Origin of the sequence: Streptomyces sp. NPDC056948 (assembly GCF_042674225.1) — a bacterium.
Lineage (GTDB): Bacteria > Actinomycetota > Actinomycetes > Streptomycetales > Streptomycetaceae > Streptomyces > Streptomyces purpurascens.
Genome location: NZ_JBHUQX010000174.1, coordinates 1 through 18,118 on the forward strand (window position 1 = coordinate 1; position 18,118 = coordinate 18,118).

An 18,118-nucleotide genomic window follows, 5' to 3' on the forward strand; every position below is an offset into this window, starting at 1 on the left:
CCCCGACGGTGCTCCGCGGGCCGTCGCGCTCGGCCGCCGGGCCGGCGGCTGACCGCGCGTCAGGCGTCGCCGTACGCCTCCCCGCCCGGTTCGAACCCGGCCGTCCCGGCGGTCGCGTCGGCGAGCCAGGCCCGGAAGGCGTCCACATCGGCGTCCGGGAGGGCGAGCTCGATCGTGACCGCCTCGCCGTAGCGCACGTCCCGTACCTCGCGGCCGGTGGTGCGCAGGTCGTTCTCCAGTTTGCCCGCCCGCTGGTGGTCGACGGTGACGGTGGCCAGGCGGAACCTGCGGCGGGTGCGCGAGCCGAGGGTGTCCAGGGCCTCGCCGACCGCTCCGCCGTACGCCCGGATGAGGCCGCCGGCGCCGAGCTTGACGCCGCCGTAGTAGCGGGTGACGACGGCGACGACGTACCGCATGTCGCGGCGCAGCAGCATCTGGAGCATGGGGACACCGGCGGTGCCGCCGGGTTCGCCGTCGTCGCTCGCCTTCTGGACCGACGCGTCGGCGCCGATGACGTAGGCCCAGCAGTTGTGGCTGGCGGCGGCGTGCTCCTTGCGGACCGTGGCGATGAAGTCCTGGGCCTCCTGCTCGGTGGCCGCCGGGGCGAGGGCGCACAGGAAGCGGGAGCGGTTGACCTCGGTCTCGTGCACGCCCGCGCGGGCGACCGTGCGGTATTCGTCCTGCATCCGGCCAGCCTATGCGGGCGCCCGGGAGCGGGCCGGACCGGTCCGCGGCTACTTCTCCTTCCGGCCCCGGGGCACGATCACGGACGTGAGCAGGGCGGTGCCGGGGGTGAGGGACCGCCAGGCCGTGCCGCGCCAGGACAGGACGGCGATCGCCGAGGTGGGGAACTTCGTACGGACCCGCTCCAGGGTGTCGTCGAGGCCGTCGGCGGCGAGTGCCACGACCAGTTCCTCCAGACCGGGGTTGTGCCCGATCAGCAGCAGCGTCTCGACCTCGGCGGGCACCTCGTGCACGACGGCGAGCAGGCCGGAGGGGCCCGCGGCGTACAGCCGCCGGTCGTGGCGGACCGGCGGGGGCGTGCCCCACTGGCCGGCGGCGAGGTCCCAGGTCCGGCGGGCGCGTACGGCCGTGGAGCACAGCGCGAGGTCCGGCAGGCAGTCGGCCTCGGCCAGGGCGCGCCCGGCCTCGGGGGCGTCCCGGCGGCCGCGCGGGGCGAGGTGGCGTTCGTGGTCGGCGACGTCCACGGGCCAGGCGGACTTGGCGTGCCGCAGGACGACCAGGCGGCGCAGTGGGCCGGTTCCGGCGCGCTCGATCATGAGGGGGATCCCAGGTCGCGGGTGAGGTCGAGGCCGAGGAGCCGGTCGGCGTACGCGTACGTCTCGAAGCGCGCGCCGTCGGGCACGTCCGGCTCGGTCTCGACCTGGTGCAGGACGTCAAGTACCCGGGGCACGTCCAGGTCATCCTCCCAGGCGTCGCGCAACCGCCCGCGCACCTCGTCGGGGACGGGCCGCGAGGGCAGCCGGGCCCAGTTGGCGACCGCGCCGCGCCACCGGGCGAGGGTGTCCCGGGCCTCGTCGAACGCGGCCGCCTCCAGCCGGGCGGGGGCGCTGTGGTGCCGGGCGAGCAGGGCGAGACGCAGGACACCGGGGTCGGTGCCGGTGTCGGTGCCGGTGCCGGTGTCGTCCGGCGTGCCCGGGTTCTCGGGATGCGCGGGGGCGACATCGATCCGCACACCGTCAGTCGCCGTGCCGCCCTCGACCGCGACATGGATGACCTGGGCCTCGCCCAGCCCGGCACTCACGTCGGGGCTGTCCTCGAAGGGCCGGATGCCGAGCGCCGCGGCGCTCGCGCGCAGCTCCGCCTGTCGTCGCCCACCGGTCAGCAGCGCCCACACCGGTGTGCCGCCGAGCTCCAGGGCCCGGACGAGCAGGTCGGCGACGAGCAGCACCCGCAGGCTCGTCGTGTCGAAGCCGGGCGCGTGCACCTCGACACGGGTCAGGCCCCGGCGGGCCGGGGCGGCGTCGACCGGCTCGCCGCTACGGGCGTCGATGATGCGCAGCACGAGGCGAGCGTAGGCGGGTGGGCGGGCACACGCAGGCATGTTCGGCGTTTTCAGGCCACCGTGGCGGGAAGCACCCCACCAATGGCGTGCCCGCCACCCGGGTCGGCGGGCCTCAGGCCAGGGTGCCCAGGAAGCGCACGTGGGGCCGCTGTTCGGGCCCTTCGCGGCTGACGGCGGCCCGCACGCCGTACACCTTGGCGATGAGCTCCTCCGTGAGGACGTCACCCGGAGCACCGCCCGCCACGACCGTGCCCCCGCACAGGACGACGACCCGGTCGCAGTACATCGCCGCGAGGTTGAGGTCGTGCAGCGCGACGACGGTGGTGACCGGCAGGCCGGTGACCAGGGCGAGCAGGTCAAGCTGGTGATGGATGTCGAGGTGGTTGGTGGGCTCGTCCAGGAGGAGCTCCCGGGGTTCCTGCGCGAGCGCGCGGGCGATCTGCACCCGCTGGCGCTCGCCGCCCGAGAGGGTGTGCCAGGGCTGGCCGGCACGGGCGGCGAGGCCGGTGCGTTCCAGGGCGGCGTGTATCGCCCGTTCGTCGTCCGCCGAGGCGGGTGTCCAGGCCCGGCGGTGCGGGACGCGGCCCAGCCGTACGACGTCCAGAACGGTCAGCTCGACCTGGGTGTCGGCCTGTTGCTCGACCATGGCGAGGCGGCGGGCGACGGTACGGCGGGGCAGGTCGCCCAGCGGGGTGCCGTCGAGGGTGACGACTCCGGCGGTCGGCGTGAGCAGCCCGGCCAGCAGCCGCAGCAGTGTGGACTTGCCGGAGCCGTTGGGGCCGAGGACGCCGACGGTGGAGCCGGGTTCGGGCGCGAGGACGACGCCGTCGAGGATGAGACGCCCGTCGGCACGGCGGCTGACCCGGTCCGCCCGGAGCCCGGCCCGCACCGGCGCCTGCGTCTCACCCGCGTGTGTCCCGGTCACCGCACCCTCCTCGTCCGGTAGAGCACCGCCACGAACGCCGGCACCCCGATCAGCGAGGTCACGACCCCCACCGGCACCTCCTGCGGATCCAGGGCCGTACGGGCCAGGGTGTCGACCCAGACCAGGAACACCGCACCGGCGAGGGCGGTGACCGGCAGCAGCCGGGCGTGCCCGGGTCCGGTCAAGGCCCGGGCGGCGTGCGGCAGGACCAGCCCGACGAAGCCGATCGCCCCGGCCGAGCTGACCAGCGCGGCCGTGAGCAGGGCCGTGACGCACAGCAGCACCAGGCGGGTGCGGGCCACGGACACCCCGAGCGCGGCCGCCGCGTCCTGCCCGAAGGCGAAGGCGTCGAGGGTACGGGCGTAGGACAGGCACACCACCAGCGCCACGGCCAGGACCGCGAAGCACAGCCATACGTCGGTCCAGCCGGCCCCGCCGAGCGAGCCCAGGAGCCAGAACAGCACGCCCCGGGTCGTCTCGGCGTCGGCGGCGGTCAGCACGACGAAGGAGGTGAGCGCGGAGAAGAGCTGCATGGCGGCGACGCCCGCGAGGACGACCCGGTCGGTGGTGTCGCCGAGGGTGTGGCTGAGCAGCAGGACCAGCGCGAAGGAGACCAGGGCGCCGAGGAACGCGCCCGCGGACACCGAGACGACACCGCCGCCCACGCCCAGCACGACGATGACGACCGCGCCGGTGGAGGCGCCCGAGGACACCCCGAGCACGAACGGATCGGCGAGCGGGTTGCGCAGCAGCGACTGCATCACCGCCCCGCACACGGCGAGTCCCGCCCCGCACACGGCCGCGAGCAGGGTGCGCGGCAGCCGTAGCTGCCAGACGATCCCGTCCCGGATCGGTGTCAGGTCGGAGCTGCCGATCCCCAGGTGGGACGCGACGACGGACCACACGTCCCCGACCCGGATGTCGGCCGGTCCGATGGTGATCGCCAGGGCCACGGAGACCACCAGCAGCATGGCGCCCGCGACACCGAGCGCCGGCCCGCGGACGGTCACTTCACGAGCCCGAACTCACGCAGTCCGGCCGCGACCTTCTCCACGCCCGCGACCGTGCGGATGGTCGGGTTCATGGCCTGCCCGCTGAGCAGCACGTACCGCTTGTGCTTGACGGCGTCCATGTTCTTGGTGACCGGATCGGACTCCAGGAAGGCTATCTTCCGCTTCGCCGACTCGGCGGTCTCCGAGTCGCGGGTCAGGTCGCCGATGACGAGGACGTCCGGGTTGCGGTCGGCGACCGTCTCCCAGTTGACCTGCGGCCACTCCTCGTGGGTGTCGTCGAAGACGTTCTTCGCGCCGAGGGCTCGGGTCATGATGCCGGGCGCTCCGCAGCAGCCGGCCATGTAGGGCGACTCGGAGTTGGCGAACCAGTACAGCAGGGAGACGTCCGAGGCGTCGATGCCCCGCGTGGCCTTCTTCATCCGCTGCTGGAGGGAGGCCACGAGCTCGTCGCCGCGGTCCTTCACTCCGAACACGGTCGCGAGGTCCCGCACCTCGCCGTAGACGGCGTCGATGCCCAGCGCCTTGTCGCGCTTGCCGTCGCCGCCGCCCGAGTTGTCCTTGCCGGCGCAGTCGGACGGGGAGACGTAGGTGGGCACGCCGAGCTTCTCGAACTGGTCGCGGGTGGCGACGCCGCCCTTGCCGAGGGTGGAGACGAAGGACGCGGCGACGAAATCGGGCTCGGAGTCCAGGACCCGCTCGAAGGAGGGGTTGTTCTCGGCGATGCGCGGCACCTTCGCGTTGGCCTTCTCCAGCCCCTTCATCACGGGGTCGGTCCAGGTCGCCGTGCCGGCCATCCGGTCGGCGAGACCGAGGGAGAGCAGGATCTCGGTGGTGCCCTGGTTGAGGGAGACGGCGTGCCGGGGCGCCTTGTCGACCCGGACCTTCCGGCCGCAGTTGTCGAGGGTGGCGGCCGCGTCGGCCGTGGGGGCCTTCGAGCCCCCGCAGCCGGTCATGAGCAGGGAGCCGGCCGCGAGCAGGACGGCGGCACGGGCGGGTCGGGCGAGGGGCAAGGAAACCAGTCCTCAGACGTCGAGGGCCCGATCGCGGAGCCCGGTCGTACGGTGCTCCCCCGCCGCCGGCCGGCCGCGGGGGCCGCCAGCAGGTCTTCGGACTCGGGTTCATCCGGTGCGGGGCGCCTTCCCGTACGGCATACGAGCCGTTCAGTGGCCGCGGCCCCGCCCGTCCCCCTCACCGCTGCGCGTCAGTTCCGGATTCGCACCGGATTCCCTGACCCACGTACATGGGTTCGACTGGCCTCGGCAAGCTATCACGGAGGGCATCGGGGAATCACCGCGCGCCCTGCGTCGTTGCCCGGACAGCAGCTCTTCCACGACTCCCGAGGAGGCCGCCGGTGTACGGCGACGACGCAACGGTCCGCAGGATCCTCACCGAGCTCGGCGACACCTGGGCCGTGGTGGGCCTGTCGTCGAACCGGCAGCGCGCGGCGTACGGCGTCGCCGCGGTGCTCCAGCGGTACGGCAAGCGCGTCGTGCCCGTGCACCCCAAGGCGGAGACCGTGCACGGCGAGCAGGGGTACGCCAGTCTGGCGGACATCCCCTTCGACGTGGACGTCGTGGACGTGTTCGTGAACAGCGACCTCGCCGGAGCGGTCGCGGACGAGGCGGTCGCGAAGGGCGCCGGGGCGGTGTGGTTCCAGCTCGGCGTCATCGACGCGGCGGCGTACGACCGCACCCGGACCGCGGGCCTGGAGATGGTGATGGACCGCTGTCCGGCGATCGAGATCCCCCGGCTCGGGGCTTCATAATTGGGCGCATGACCCACGCCTCCTCCCCTTCGAACTCCGATGCCCCGCAACACTTCCCGGTCGTCGTGGTGGGTGCCGGTCCCGCCGGGCTGACCATCGGCAACATCCTGCGGGCCGCCTCCGTGGACTGCCTGGTGCTGGAGACCGAGACCCGGGAGTTCATCGAACAGCGGCCCCGGGCCGGGGTCATCGAGGAGTGGGCCGTACGGGGCCTGGAGAAGCGGGGCCTCGCCCGGGATTTGCTGGACCGCGCCGAGTTGCACACCGCGTGCGAGTTCCGCTTCGACGGGGAGCGGTACCGGTTCCACTACGGCGAGATGACGGGCAGTCACCATTTCGTCTACCCGCAGCCTTTGCTGGTGACGGACCTGGTGCGCGAGTACGCCGACGTGCGTGGCGGGGAGATCCGCTTCGGGGTCGGGGACGTCGAGGTGCACGACATCGACTCCGACCGGCCGTCCGTGTCGTACACCTGCCCGGAGACGGGTGAACAGCGGGTCGCGCACTGCGACTTCGTGGCCGGCTGCGACGGGGCGCGCGGAGTGACGCGGGCCTCGCTGGCGCCGGAGCGGGTCCGAGTCGCGCGGCACGACTACGGCATCGGCTGGCTGGCGCTGCTCGCCGAGGCCCCGCCGTCCGCCGACTGCGTGCTGTTCGGCTGTCACGAGAACGGCTTCGCGGGCCAGATGCCCCGCAGCCCGGAGGTGACCCGCTACTACCTCCAGTGCCCGCCGGGCGACGACCCGGAGAACTGGCCGCACGAGCGCGTCTGGGCGGAGCTGCGGCAGCGGCTCGGGGCGGCAGAAGCGCCGCCGCTGACCGAGGGGCGGCTGATCGAGAAGCGCGTGCTGGACATGCACGACTACGTGGTCGAGCCGATGGTGCACGGCCGGCTGTACCTCGCCGGCGACGCGGCCCATCTGGTCGCCCCCATCGCCGCCAAGGGCATGAACCTCGCCCTGCACGACGCCTTCCTGCTCGGCGACGCCCTGGTGGCCGACCTGACCACGGGTGACGACAGCGGTCTGGCCGGCTATGCGGAGGCATGCCTGCGGCGCGTGTGGGACTACCAGGAGTTCTCGCAGTGGCTGTCCGAGGTGTACCACGGCACGGCGTCGGGCGATCCGTTCCGCGCGGGCACCACGCTGGCCCGGCTGCGCCGCCTGTTCACCTCGCCCGCCGCGGCCGCGGCCTTCGCCGAGAAGTATCTGGGGACGGCCGCGCGGTACTGATTCAGTCGTGCGGCGGGCGGTCGCTGAGACGGTGGTCGGCCACGTTCAGCGCCTCGTCCACGAGCCGGCGCAGATGGCCGTCGCGGAGTGAGTAGATCACGCGGCGGCCCTCTTTTCGGGTGCCCACCAGGCCCGCGAGACGCAACCGCGCCAGGTGCTGACTGACGGCGGGCCGGGCCGCCCCGCACGCCTCCGTGAGGGTCGTGACGTCGGCCTCTCCCCTGGTCAGTGCGTGCAGCAGGGCGAGCCGGGTCCGGTCCCCCAGGAGGGCGAGGAGCTCGGCGGCGAGCTCGAACTGTTCCTCGCCGGGGCTGCGCGGATGCGCATCGTGCGCAGGTGACAGGTGCATGCGTGCGCTCATACGCACATAATGGCCCTGTGGGCGTGTGCACGTCCACTCCCGCGCACCGGAAGGGGACCCACGTGAGCGACCGGCACGAACACTCCCACCCCCATGAGCACACCCACCCGCACGGCCACGGACCCAGGCACGGCGTCCGCCACCGCCTGGCCCACCTCCTCACCCCGCATTCCCACGAGACGGCCGACAAGGTCGACTCCGCCCTGGAGTCCTCGGCCCGCGGGATGCGGGCGCTGTGGGTCTCGCTCGCGGTGCTAGGTGTGACGGCCCTGGCCCAGGCGCTCGTGGTGGCCGTCTCCGGCTCGGTGGCGCTGCTCGGGGACACCGTGCACAACACCGCGGACGCGCTGACCGCCGTACCGCTCGGGATCGCCTTCGTGCTGGGACGGCGCGCCGCCACCCGCCGCTTCACCTACGGCTACGGGCGGGCCGAGGACCTGGCGGGGCTCGTGATCGTGCTGACGATCGCCGCGTCCGCGGCCTTCGCGGGGTGGACCGCGATCGACCGCCTCCTCGATCCGCGCCCCGTCCAGCACGTTCCGGCGGTCGCCGTGGCGGCCCTCGTCGGGTTCGCGGGCAACGAGTGGGTGGCCCGCTACCGCATCCGTGTCGGCCGCGCGATCGGCTCGGCCGCGCTGGTCGCCGACGGACTGCACGCCCGCACCGACGGCTTCACCTCACTGGCCGTGCTGCTGGGCGCCGGCGGCTCGGCCCTGGGCTGGCAACTCGCGGACCCGATCGTGGGGCTGGCGATCACGGCGGCGATCGCGCTGGTGCTGCGGGACGCGGCGCGGGAGGTGTTCCGGCGGGTGATGGACGCGGTCGACCCGGACCTGGTGGACCGGGCCGAGCAGGCCCTGACCGAGGTTCCCGGGGTGCGCGCGGTGGGTGAGCTGCGGCTGCGCTGGATCGGGCACCGGCTGCGCGCCGAGGTCGCGGTCGTCGTGGACGGCACCGTGACGGTACGCGAGGCGCACCGGATCGCCGTCGACGCCGAACACGCGCTGCTGCACGCCGTGCCCCGCCTCACCGCCGCCCTGGTCCACGCCGACCCGGAGCCGGTCCCGGGCGAGGCCGACCCGCATCTCCCGCTGGCCCACCACGCGGTGGCGTAGCTCAGGAGATCCCGAGTTCCTCCAGCACCACGGCCCCCGGAAGTTCCGCGAACGCCTTGCCCGGCACCAGCAGCTTGCCGCGCCGACGCCCGCTGCCCACCAGCACGTACGGCAGATCGACGACGGCCGCGTCCACCAGCACCGGCCAGCCGTCCGGCAGTCCGAGCGGGGTGATGCCGCCGTACTCCATGCCGGTCTCGCCGGTCGCCGTGTCCATATCGGCGAACGAGGCCTTGCGGGCTCCCAGTCGACGGCGCACGGCGCCGTTCACGTCGACCCGGGCGGTGGACAGCACGACACACGCGGCGAGCGTGGTCTCGCCGGCACGCTTGCCCGCCACCACCACGCAGTTCGCTGACCGCTCCAGCAGGTCCCGTCCGTAGTGCTCCACGAAGACGGCGGTGTCGGCCCACTCCGGGTCGGTGTCGACGTAGAGGATCTGGTCGGCGGGGACACTGCCCGGCCAGTGACGTACGGCGTCGGCGACCGGGCCGGTGAGTTCGTCGAGGCAGGCGGGGGCCGGACGGGCGTCGTCGAAGTGTCCGATGGGTGCGCGCATGCCCGCACGCTAACAACAGCGGACCGCCTCCGACCGGGCGTCTCAGGACACGGGCGGCACCGAGACGGCCATGATCATCTCCATCGGCACGTCGCCGGTGTTGCCGTACGTGTGCGGGACGTTGGCCTCGAAGTGCGCGCTCGAGCCCGCGGGAACGCGGTACTCGACACCGTCGGCGGTGAGCGTCAGCTCCCCCGTCGTGACGTGGAGCAGTTCGGTCGTGCCGGCGGGGTGCGGGTCCGAGGGGCTGCTCTCGCCGGGCATCAGCCGCCAGTCCCACATCTCCAGCGGGCCGGGCGCCTCGGTGCCCGCGAGCAGCCGGTTGTGACTGCCGGCCTCGGTGTGCCACAGCCGTACGGCCTGCTCGGCGGGGACGATGTGGACGTTCGGGCCCTTCTCGTAGTCGAGCAGGGTCGTGATGCTGATGCCGAGCGCGTCGCCGATCTTGACGACGGTGCCGAGGCTGGGGTTGGTGCGGGCCTGCTCGATCTGGATGAGCATGCCGCGACTGACGCCTGCCCGGGCGGCGAGCACGTCCAGGGTGAAGCCGCGCACCGCGCGCCAGTGCTTGACGCTGCGCGCCAGGGACTGGGTCAGCAGCTCGAGGTCCGACACATTCCGTCCAATATTTTGTATGACACAGTGCAGTCGATTGCACTATGGTGTGGTTGACCTGATCGTTCACTGAACTGTACTGCGAGGCTTCCGTACCATGACAGCGCTCTTCGCCCTGGCCACCAGCCTGCTGTGGGGACTGGCCGACTTCGGCGGCGGACTGCTGACCCGGCGCACGCCCGCGCTGACGGTGGTCGTGGTCTCGCAGTCGATCGCGGTGGTCGTGCTCGGTGCGATCGTGGTGGCGACCGGCGGCTGGAGCGAGGCGGGGCCGCAGCTCTGGTTCGCCGTGGCGGCCGGACTCGTCGGGCCGGTGGCGATGCTCGCCTTCTACAAGGCGCTCGCGCTGGGCCCGATGGGCGTGATCTCACCGCTGGGCTCGATCGGCGTGGCCGTGCCGGTCGGCGTCGGCCTGGTCCTGGGCGAGCGCCCCGGCCTGCTGCAGTTCGTCGGCATCCTGGTCGCCGTCGCCGGTGTCTGTCTGGCCGGCGGTCCCCAGTTCCGCGGCGCCCCCGTGCAGCGCCAGGCGATCGCCCTGACCCTCCTCGCGGCGTTCGGCTTCGGCGCGGTGATGGCCCTGATCGCCGAGGCGTCGACCACGCTCACTGGGCTCTTCCTCGCGCTGTTCGTGCAGCGGGTGACGAACGTGACCGCCGGAGGACTCGCGCTGCTGGTCTCGGTGCGGCGCGGATCACCGGCCCTCCCTGCGGACGGCTTCCCCTGGCGCTCGCTGCCCGCGCTCGCCTTCGTCGGCCTGGCGGACGTCGCCGCGAACGGCACCTACTCGATCGCCGCACAGCACGGCCCGGTCACCGTCGCCGCCGTACTCGCCTCCCTCTACCCGGTGGTGACCGCCGTGGCCGCGCGAGGCCTCCTGCGCGAACGCCTGCGGGCAATCCAGGCCGCGGGCGCGGGCCTGGCCCTGGTGGGGACGGTCCTCCTGGCATCGGGCTGAGATCAGGACCCCGGCTCCAGCTCCGCGAGGCCGGCCGCCGCCTCCTCGTCCAGGTCCGACAGCGCGCGCAACTGCTCGGGCGTGACGCCCTCCGGTATCGGCACCGGCGGCGGGGTACGCAGCGGCGGCTGCCAGCCGTCCGCCGGGGTCCAGCGCCGTACGACACGGGCCGGCGCGCCCGCCACCACGGCGTGGTCGGGCACCGCGCCCCGCACCACCGCGCCCGCGGCCACCACCACGTTCCGCCCGATCCGGGCGCCCGGCAGGATCACGGCGCCCGTGCCGATCCAGCAGCCGGGCCCGATCTCCACCGGCTCCATCCGCGGCCACTGCCTGCCGATGGGCTCGTGCGGATCGTCGTAGGAGTGGTTCGTGGACGTGACGTACACGTACGGACCGAAGTAGCAGTCGCTGCCGATGGTGACCGTCGTGTCCGCGATGACATGGCTGCCGCGGCCCAGGACGACGCCGTCGCCGAGACGCAGGATCGGGTCGGGGCCGAGATCGAGGTCGGGCATCAGGCCCGCCGTGAGGGTGACCTGCTCGCCGATGATGCAGTGGGCGCCGAGGTGGATCCAGGGTTCGCCGAAGACGGTGCCGAGCGGGAAGGCGAGCCTGGTGCCGGTTCCCAGCGCGCCGAAGCGATGGCGCCCGGGGTGCTCGGCCGTGACGGAGCCCGTGCGCTGCAACCAGGCCCAGCCCGCGTGGACGGCGCGCTGCGCGAGGCCCCGCCGCCAGGATGAGAACGTGTTCTTGCGCTTCGGCACGAGGTCACGGTACTCAGCGGTAGCTCACCCCGAGGCCTCGGAGGCCTGTGATCTTCGCCCCACCGGGTTGTCGTACGGTTTGCGCGTTGTCTACGACGTTTCTGGAGGCGGACATGGCGCAGCGGGCGATGATCACGGGGATCGGCGGCAGGGAGCCGCAGGTCGATCCGGAGGCGTTCGTGGCGCCGACGGCCTCGGTGATCGGGGGCGTGACGCTGGGCGCGGGGGCGAGTGTCTGGTACGGGGCCGTGCTACGCGGTGATGTCGAGTCGATCTCGGTCGGCGCCAGCAGCAACGTCCAGGACAACTGCACGCTCCACGCCGACCCGGGGTTTCCCGTGACGGTGGGTGAGCGGGTGTCCATCGGGCACAACGCCGTGGTGCACGGGGCGACCGTCGAGGACGACTGTCTGATCGGTATGGGGGCGACCGTGCTGAACGGGGCCGTGATCGGGGCCGGGTCCCTTGTCGCCGCGCAGGCGCTGGTGCCGCAGGGGATGGTCGTGCCGCCCGGGTCACTGGTGGCGGGGGTTCCCGCGAAGGTCCGGCGGGAGCTGAGCGAGGAAGAGCGCCAGGGGGTCACCCTCAACGGCACGATGTACGCCGAGCTGGCGAAGGCACATCGTGAGGTGCACGCGTAGGAGGGAGGAGGACGCTCTACTCCGCGGCAGCCGCTACGGGCTGGGCCTTCTTCGCCTTGCGCTTGATCACCAGCATGGACGTGACACCGACGAGGACCGCCGCCACCAGGCCCAGCCACGAGAACCGCTTCAGCCAGGACTCGGCGACGATGCCGACGTAGTAGATGACCGCCGTCGTGCCGCCGGCCCAGACGATGCCACCGAGGACGTTGGCGATGAGGAACTTCCAGTAGGGCATGCGGAGCACGCCGGCGAGGGGGCCCGCGAAGATGCGGAGGAGGGCGACGAAGCGGCCGAAGAAGACGGCCCACATGCCCCACTTCTCGAAGGAGCGCTCGGCGGTGGCGATGTGGCCCTCGCTGAAGTGCTTGGGGAACTTGTTGCCCAGCCAGGCCAGCAGGGGGCGACCGCCCTTGCGGCCGATGGCGTAGCCGATGGAGTCGCCGATGATCGCGCCGGCCGTCGCGCAGGCGCCGAGGACGACGGGGTCGATGTCGCCGTGCTGGGAGGCGAGCAGCGCGGAGGAGACCAGGATGATCTCGCCCGGCAGCGGGATGCCCAGGCTTTCCAGGCCGATGACCACTCCCACCAGCGCATAGACGGCGACAGCGGGTACGGTTTCGAGCCACTCCTGGACGTGCAACGCGGGTTCCTTTCCCTGAGCTTCCCTGCGGGCACGGGAAGCCTACCGGGTTGCAGGACGTGCTCCGCGGCTCAGGCGTTCCACGTCCACTCGGCGACTTCGGGCAGGTCCGTGCCGTGCTCGCGGATCCAGTCGTGGTGGCGGGTGCGGGCGTCGGCCATCCGCTGGCGTACGGCCGTGGCGCGTACCGCGAGGCCCGGGACGCGGTCGATGACGTCCATCACCAGGCGGTAGCGGTCGAGGTCGTTGCGCACGACCATGTCGAAGGGCGTGGTCGTGGTGCCGGACTCCTTGTAGCCGCGCACGTGCAGGTGCCGGTGCCCGTTGCGGCGGTAGGCGAGGCGGTGGATCAGCCACGGGTAGCCGTGGTAAGCGAAGATCACCGGCTTGTCGGTGGTGAACAGGCCGTCGTACTCGAAGTCGCCCATGCCGTGCGGATGCTCCTCGCGGGGCAGCAGCCGGGCCAGGTCGACGACGTTCACCACGCGCACGGCCAGGTCGGGCAGGTACCGGCGGAGCAGGTGCGCGGCGGCCAGGACCTCCTGGGTGGGGACGTCACCGGCGCACGCCAGCACCACGTCGGGTTCCCGGAGGCCGTCCTCGGTGCCCGCCCACTCCCAGATGCCGGCGCCGCGGGCGCAGTGCACCCGGGCCTCGTCCATCGACAGCCAGTCGAAGCACGGCTGCTTGCCGGCCACGACGACGTTGACGTAGTCGCGGCTGCGCAGGGCGTGGTCCGCGACGGACAGCAGGGTGTTGGCGTCCGGCGGGAGGTAGACCCGGACGACCTCGGGGCTCTTGTTGAGGATGTGGTCGACGAAGCCGGGGTCCTGGTGGGAGAAGCCGTTGTGGTCCTGCCGCCACACATGCGAGGTCAGCAGGTAGTTGAGGGAGGCGATGGGGGCGCGCCAGGGCAGTCGCCGGGAGGTGCGCAGCCACTTGATGTGCTGGTTGACCATCGAGTCGACGATGTGCACGAACGCCTCGTAGCAGGAGAACAGCCCGTGCCGGCCGGTGAGCAGATAGCCCTCGAGCCAGCCCTGGCAGAGGTGTTCGGAGAGGATCTCCATCACCCGGCCGTGCCGGTCCAGGTGCTCGTCGACGGGCAGCGTCCCTGCCTGCCAGGTCTTGCCGCTGGCCTCGAAGACGGCCTGGAGCCGGTTGGAGGCGGTCTCGTCCGGGCCGACCAGGCGGAAGTCACGGCGGTCGGTGGTGTCCCGCATGACCCGCGCGAGGAGGTCACCGAGGACCCGGGTGGGCTCGTGCGTGGTCGTGCCCGGTTTGTCGACCGGGACGGCGAACTCGTCCAGCGACGGGACCGGCAGATCGCGGAGCAGCAGTCCGCCGTTGGCGTACGGGGTGGCGCCGAGCCGCCTGGTGCCCTCGGGGACGCAGTCGAGGACGTCCGCGACCGGGCGGCCCTCGGCGTCGAACAGTTCCTCGGGCCGGTACGAGCGCAGCCAGGCCTCCAGTTGCCGCAGGTGTTCCGGGTTGTCGCGGACACCGGCCAGCGGCACCTGGTGGGAACGCCAGGTGCCCTCGACCTGCTCGCCGTCGACCTCGGCCGGGCCGGTCCAGCCCTTCGGGGTGCGCAGCACGATCACCGGCCACCGCGGGCGCTCGGCCACTCCCTCCTCGCGGGCGGCGCGCTGCGCCTCGGCGATGCGGTCGAGCGCGCTGTCCAGGGCGTGCGCCATCGCGCGGTGGACGGCGGCCGGGTCGTCGCCGCCGACATGGACGGGCTCGTGGCCGTAGCCGCGCAGGAGGGCGTCGAGTTCCGTCTCCGGGAGGCGGGACAGCACGGTCGGGTTGGCGATCTTGTAGCCGTTGAGGTGGAGGATCGGCAGGACGGCACCGTCGTGGACGGGGTCGAGGAACTTGTTGGCGTGCCAGGAGCCGGCGAGCGGGCCGGTCTCCGCCTCGCCGTCGCCGATCACGCAGGCGACCAGCAGGCCCGGGTTGTCGAGGGCGGCGCCGTAGGCGTGGGCGAGGGAGTAGCCGAGTTCGCCGCCCTCGTGGATCGAGCCGGGGACCTCCGGGGCGACGTGGCTGGGCACGCCGCCGGGGAACGAGAACTGCCTCATCAGCAGCTCCATGCCCGGCGCGTCCCGCGTCGCGTCCGGGTACTTCTCGGTGTAGCTGCCCTCCAGCCAGGAGTTGGCCAGCACCGAGGGCCCGCCGTGGCCCGGGCCCCAGACGCACAGGGCGTCGAGACCGCGGTTCTTGATCACGCGGTTGAGGTGGGTGTGGACGAGGTTGAGCCCGGGTGAGGTGCCCCAGTGCCCCAGCAGGCGCGGCTTGATGTGCTCGGGCCGCAGCGGCTCGGTCAGCAGGGGGTTCGCCAGCAGATAGATCTGACCGGCCGCCAGGTAGTTGGCGGCCCGCCAGTGGGTGTCCAGCCTGCGCAGCTCCTCGTCGGTCGGTGCGGTCCTGCTGTCCTGGCTCGGGGCCTCGGGCATGAGTGACTCCCTGGGGGTTCTGCGACGGCCTCAGGAGGAGTACCAGTTTGTTCCGGTTCGATGCCAGGCGCCTGTCGGCCATGCGGCGCGCGCCGCTCGCGACGCGCCGTGTTTCAGCCGCCCACCCGTACGCTCGTCCGCAGCCGCTGATCCCGTGACGACGCCCCGATCCACAGGGTGCGCGGGCCGGTGCCGAGCACCCAGTCGTGAACCTGCGGGTCCCAGGAGGACAGGGTGCGGGGCTCGACGCGTACGGTGACGCGCCGCTGTTCCCCCGCCCGCAGGCTGAGCCGCCGGTACCCGGCCAGGACGCGTACCGGCTGGTCGAGCCGGAGGTCCGGGGCCGGTCCCGCGTACACCTGCGGCACGGCCACGCCGTCGCGCGGGCCGGTGTTGCGGACCGTGAAGGCGACGTCCAGGCCGCCGGCCGTCCAGCGCGCGTCCGGGTTCTCGTAGGCGAAGGTCGTGTACGACAGTCCGTGGCCGAAGGGGAACAGCGGCGGCACCTTCTGCGCGTCGTACCAGCGGTGGCCGACGTGGACGCCCTCCGTGTACCGCTCGGTGCCGTCCACGCCGGGGTAGCGGCGGGGGTCCCCGGCCACGGGGTGGTGGTCGTCGTCGGCCGGGAAGCTCTGGGTGAGGCGGCCGCCTGGATCGCGGTCACCGAACAGGACGGCGGCGGTGGCGGCCGCGCCCTCCTGGCCCGGGTAGTACATCTGGAGCACGGCGCCGGTGCGTTCCAGCCACGGCATCGACGTGGCGGACGAGGTGTTGAGGACGACGGTGGTGCGCGGGTTGGCCGCCGTCACGGCCTCGATGAGCCGTTCCTGGTTGCCGGGGAGGGCGATGGTCGTACGGTCCTGGCCCTCGATGGCGTCCTCGTAGGCGAACAGGACGACGTCCCGGGCGGCGCGGGCGGCCCGTACGGCCTCCGCGACGTCCTGGGCGCGGGTCGCGGCGGTGATGCGGCGCAGCCGGAACAACTGGCCGGTGTCTCCGCCCTGTGCGGTGATCGACAGCCGGTGCGTTCCCCCGGCCGGCTTCAGGGTCCTGCGGCGCACGGACAGGCCGTCGGCCGCGTGGGTGAGCAGGCCGCCCATGAAGTACTCGTCCCAGCCGGGCACCAGGGGGAACAGTTCCTCGCCGTCGAGGAGGACCTTCGGGCGGAGCGGGGGCGTGCCGGAGTAGTGGAGGACGAACGTCCAGTCGTGGCCGGCTTCGGCGTCGGCCACCGTGAGCGTGCCGTCGTACGTCCAGGTGCGGCCGGCGTCGACGCGCTGGGCCTCGGTGTCGAAGGCGGGGTCGAGCGCGCTCGCCGGGACGGGCTTGCCGAAGGCGTCCTCGCCGAGCGCGTAGGTCACCCGTGCGGCGCGCGACCGGATGGCGTCGAGGGGGCTGTCGGCGTGCTCGGGCACCACGTGCGCGCTGCCGCCGCCGCTGACCAGGGGCCGGGCACCGGTCGGCCCGATCACCGCCACGCTTCCGCCGGCGGTCAGGGGCAGGGTGCCGTGTGCGTTGCGGAGCAGGGTGGCGCCCGCCTCGGCGACCTCGCGTGCCACGGCCGCACCGGCCCGCGCGTCACGGTCAGGGCGTCGCGGGACGGTGCCCCCGAGCAGCCCGAAGCGGTCCATGACGGTCAGGACGCGGCGCACGGCCCGGTCGACGCACCGTTCGGGCACGCCGCCGTTCCGGACGGCCGAGCTGAGGGGCGTGCCGAAGTGGGTGCCGTCGGGCATCTCCATGTCGAGGCCCGCCATGAGGGCCTCGCGCGTGCTGTGCGCGGCGGACCAGTCGGTCATCACCCAGCCGGTGAAGCCCCAGCGCTCGCGCAGGACGCCGGTGAGCAGCTCCTCGTTCTCGCAGGCGAAGGTGCCGTTGACCTTGTTGTACGCGCCCATCACCGCGCCGGTGCCGGCCGCGACGGCCGCTTCGAAACCGCGCAGCTCGGTCTCGTGCAGGGTCCGTTCGTCGACGCGCACATCGACGGAGGTGCGGTCGCGCTCCTGGTTGTTGAGCGCGAAGTGCTTGACGGTCGCGATGAGCCCCTCGCCCTGGATGCCCTCGATCTCGGCGGCGACCAGGTGGGCGGAGAGCAGCGGGTCCTCGCTGAAGGTCTCGAAGTTGCGGCCCGCGTACGGGGTGCGGATGAGGTTGACCATCGGGGAGAGCAGCACGTCCTGGCCGAGGGCGCGGCCCTCCCGTCCGATGACCTGGCCGTAGCGCCTGGCCAGGTCGGGGTCGAAGGCGGAGGCCAGCAGGACGGGGGCGGGCAGGGCGGTGGCATGCCGGGTGACGCGGACACCGGCCGGGCCGTCGGCGAGACGCAGCGGCGGGATGCCGAGCCGTGCCACTCCGGGGACGTAGCCCGCCTGGCCGAGCGGGCGCGGGTCGGTGGCCCCGTGCAGCAGGGAGATCTTCTCGTCGAGGGTGAGCCGGGCGAGCAGCCCCTCGACCCGGGCGCCGGCGCCTCGGCCGCGTCCGTCCCGCGCGTGAGCACGGGAAGCCGGGGCGAAACCGCCGGTGGCCGCCGCGACCACGGCAACCGCCCCACCGAGCAGACGAAGGGCGGACCGCCGGGGGAAACGGGAGACGGTGTCGGTCATGAACGCACTATGCGCCAGGCCCGCCTTCACCTTCCGCCGGACACCCGGTCAGGTCGGGTGAACCTCTCCCGCGAACCGACGCCGGGGTCACCCAGCCGGATGACCCATGGCCTGCCCACGGCAGCGGGCCGGGTGACCTCACCAGATGCCCCCGGCCTACGGAAGCGTCACGGCGTGCAGCGTCAGCGCGGTCCGTGCCACGCCGGCGGTCGCCCGCCCCAGTACGTCGGGGCCGGGCGCGGCCGTGTCGTCGGGCGTAGGCGACGGGTCCGGGTCGGGTGCGTCGCAGCAGGCCACCTGGGCGATCCGCGTCTCGTACCGGTCCGGCGGGAGCTGCCGCTCGGACTTGGCCCGTGGGGACTCGGGCGGGTCCGCCGAGGGGGCGTCGGCGTACGGCCCCTTCTTCCCCTGGCCGCTCTCCCGCGGCACGAGCTGGGAG

At 73.1% G+C, this 18,118-nt stretch carries 18 protein-coding genes, 1 pseudogene and 1 riboswitch; of the genes and pseudogenes, 5 read left to right on the forward strand and 14 right to left on the reverse strand.

Translation table 11 applies throughout. The annotated features are described in order from the left end of the window. Nucleotides 1-59: 59 nt before the first annotated feature. The 6 genes from ACFTZL_RS22625 to ACFTZL_RS22650 all read right to left on the reverse strand — a co-directional run bounded on the left by ACFTZL_RS22625 (nucleotide 60) and on the right by ACFTZL_RS22650 (nucleotide 4,917). On the reverse strand, nucleotides 60-686 hold the full coding sequence (locus ACFTZL_RS22625) for a YigZ family protein (RefSeq protein ID WP_382585650.1): 627 nt from the start codon (nucleotides 684-686) through the stop codon (nucleotides 60-62). A 48-nt stretch (nucleotides 687-734) separates the two neighbouring features. Then, the gene (locus ACFTZL_RS22630; RefSeq protein ID WP_382585653.1) at nucleotides 735-1,280 is read right to left on the reverse strand and encodes a SixA phosphatase family protein; all 546 of its coding nucleotides are present in this window, start codon (nucleotides 1,278-1,280) and stop codon (nucleotides 735-737) included. Then, entirely contained in the window at nucleotides 1,277-2,065 is a 789-nt protein-coding gene (locus ACFTZL_RS22635) for a hypothetical protein (protein WP_382585656.1), read from the reverse strand. The genes ACFTZL_RS22630 and ACFTZL_RS22635 overlap by 4 nt, the downstream gene beginning before the upstream one ends. Nucleotides 2,066-2,138: 73 nt before the next feature. Beyond that, entirely contained in the window at nucleotides 2,139-2,951 is an 813-nt protein-coding gene (locus tag ACFTZL_RS22640) for an ABC transporter ATP-binding protein (RefSeq protein WP_382585659.1), read from the reverse strand. Next, nucleotides 2,948-3,922 (reverse strand): FecCD family ABC transporter permease, encoded by a 975-nt coding sequence (locus ACFTZL_RS22645; RefSeq protein WP_382585693.1) that lies wholly within the window; start codon nucleotides 3,920-3,922, stop codon nucleotides 2,948-2,950. Before ACFTZL_RS22645 ends, ACFTZL_RS22640 begins: the two co-directional genes overlap by 4 nt. A gap of 35 nt (nucleotides 3,923-3,957) precedes the next feature. Beyond that, nucleotides 3,958-4,917 (reverse strand): ABC transporter substrate-binding protein, encoded by a 960-nt coding sequence (locus ACFTZL_RS22650; protein ID WP_382585696.1) that lies wholly within the window; start codon nucleotides 4,915-4,917, stop codon nucleotides 3,958-3,960. 126 nt (nucleotides 4,918-5,043) lie between these two features. Next, a riboswitch (cobalamin riboswitch) is annotated at nucleotides 5,044-5,234 on the reverse strand. A gap of 81 nt (nucleotides 5,235-5,315) precedes the next feature. Between ACFTZL_RS22650 and ACFTZL_RS22655 the strand changes: the two genes are divergently transcribed. Together ACFTZL_RS22655 and ACFTZL_RS22660 are read left to right on the forward strand one after the other, a co-directional pair. Next, nucleotides 5,316-5,729 (forward strand): CoA-binding protein, encoded by a 414-nt coding sequence (locus tag ACFTZL_RS22655; protein ID WP_382585662.1) that lies wholly within the window; start codon nucleotides 5,316-5,318, stop codon nucleotides 5,727-5,729. A gap of 8 nt (nucleotides 5,730-5,737) precedes the next feature. Further along, nucleotides 5,738-6,961, forward strand: coding sequence for a 4-hydroxybenzoate 3-monooxygenase (locus tag ACFTZL_RS22660; protein ID WP_382585665.1), 1,224 nt, complete (start codon nucleotides 5,738-5,740; stop codon nucleotides 6,959-6,961). 1 nt (nucleotide 6,962) lies between these two features. Here the strand turns inward: ACFTZL_RS22660 and ACFTZL_RS22665 are convergent, their stop codons facing one another. After that, a complete protein-coding gene (locus tag ACFTZL_RS22665; RefSeq protein WP_382585667.1) occupies nucleotides 6,963-7,322 on the reverse strand; it encodes an ArsR/SmtB family transcription factor in 360 nt (119 codons plus the stop codon). Between the two features lie 62 nt (nucleotides 7,323-7,384). Between ACFTZL_RS22665 and ACFTZL_RS22670 the strand changes: the two genes are divergently transcribed. Further along, the gene (locus ACFTZL_RS22670; RefSeq protein ID WP_382585670.1) at nucleotides 7,385-8,437 is read left to right on the forward strand and encodes a cation diffusion facilitator family transporter; all 1,053 of its coding nucleotides are present in this window, start codon (nucleotides 7,385-7,387) and stop codon (nucleotides 8,435-8,437) included. Between the two features lies 1 nt (nucleotide 8,438). Here ACFTZL_RS22670 and ACFTZL_RS22675 read toward each other — a convergent pair whose 3' ends face one another. Both ACFTZL_RS22675 and ACFTZL_RS22680 read right to left on the reverse strand, forming a co-directional pair. Next, nucleotides 8,439-8,996, reverse strand: coding sequence for a YbaK/EbsC family protein (locus ACFTZL_RS22675; protein ID WP_382585673.1), 558 nt, complete (start codon nucleotides 8,994-8,996; stop codon nucleotides 8,439-8,441). Nucleotides 8,997-9,038: 42 nt separating this feature from the next. After that, nucleotides 9,039-9,611 carry a helix-turn-helix domain-containing protein gene (locus tag ACFTZL_RS22680; protein WP_382585676.1) on the reverse strand — a complete coding sequence of 191 codons (573 nt, stop codon included), beginning with the start codon at nucleotides 9,609-9,611 and terminating at the stop codon, nucleotides 9,039-9,041. A 97-nt stretch (nucleotides 9,612-9,708) separates the two neighbouring features. Between ACFTZL_RS22680 and ACFTZL_RS22685 the strand changes: the two genes are divergently transcribed. After that, nucleotides 9,709-10,566, forward strand: a complete 858-nt coding sequence (locus tag ACFTZL_RS22685; RefSeq protein WP_382585679.1) for an EamA family transporter — start codon at nucleotides 9,709-9,711, stop codon at nucleotides 10,564-10,566. 2 nt (nucleotides 10,567-10,568) lie between these two features. Here the strand turns inward: ACFTZL_RS22685 and ACFTZL_RS22690 are convergent, their stop codons facing one another. Then, nucleotides 10,569-11,333, reverse strand: coding sequence for an acyltransferase (locus ACFTZL_RS22690; RefSeq protein ID WP_382585682.1), 765 nt, complete (start codon nucleotides 11,331-11,333; stop codon nucleotides 10,569-10,571). Between the two features lie 113 nt (nucleotides 11,334-11,446). On the opposite strand from ACFTZL_RS22690, the gene ACFTZL_RS22695 reads away from it, so the two are divergent. After that, nucleotides 11,447-11,974, forward strand: a complete 528-nt coding sequence (locus ACFTZL_RS22695) for a gamma carbonic anhydrase family protein (RefSeq protein ID WP_382585698.1) — start codon at nucleotides 11,447-11,449, stop codon at nucleotides 11,972-11,974. A gap of 16 nt (nucleotides 11,975-11,990) precedes the next feature. Here ACFTZL_RS22695 and ACFTZL_RS22700 read toward each other — a convergent pair whose 3' ends face one another. The 4 genes and pseudogenes from ACFTZL_RS22700 to ACFTZL_RS22715 all read right to left on the reverse strand — a co-directional run. Further along, nucleotides 11,991-12,617, reverse strand: a complete 627-nt coding sequence (locus tag ACFTZL_RS22700) for a DedA family protein (RefSeq protein ID WP_382585684.1) — start codon at nucleotides 12,615-12,617, stop codon at nucleotides 11,991-11,993. 71 nt (nucleotides 12,618-12,688) lie between these two features. Further along, nucleotides 12,689-15,076, reverse strand: a complete 2,388-nt coding sequence (locus ACFTZL_RS22705; protein ID WP_382585687.1) for a phosphoketolase — start codon at nucleotides 15,074-15,076, stop codon at nucleotides 12,689-12,691. A 113-nt stretch (nucleotides 15,077-15,189) separates the two neighbouring features. Then, nucleotides 15,190-17,679 carry a beta-glucosidase gene (locus tag ACFTZL_RS22710; protein ID WP_382585690.1) on the reverse strand — a complete coding sequence of 830 codons (2,490 nt, stop codon included), beginning with the start codon at nucleotides 17,677-17,679 and terminating at the stop codon, nucleotides 15,190-15,192. Between the two features lie 156 nt (nucleotides 17,680-17,835). After that, a pseudogene (locus tag ACFTZL_RS22715) lies at nucleotides 17,836-18,118 on the reverse strand (hydrolase); the annotation flags it as partial.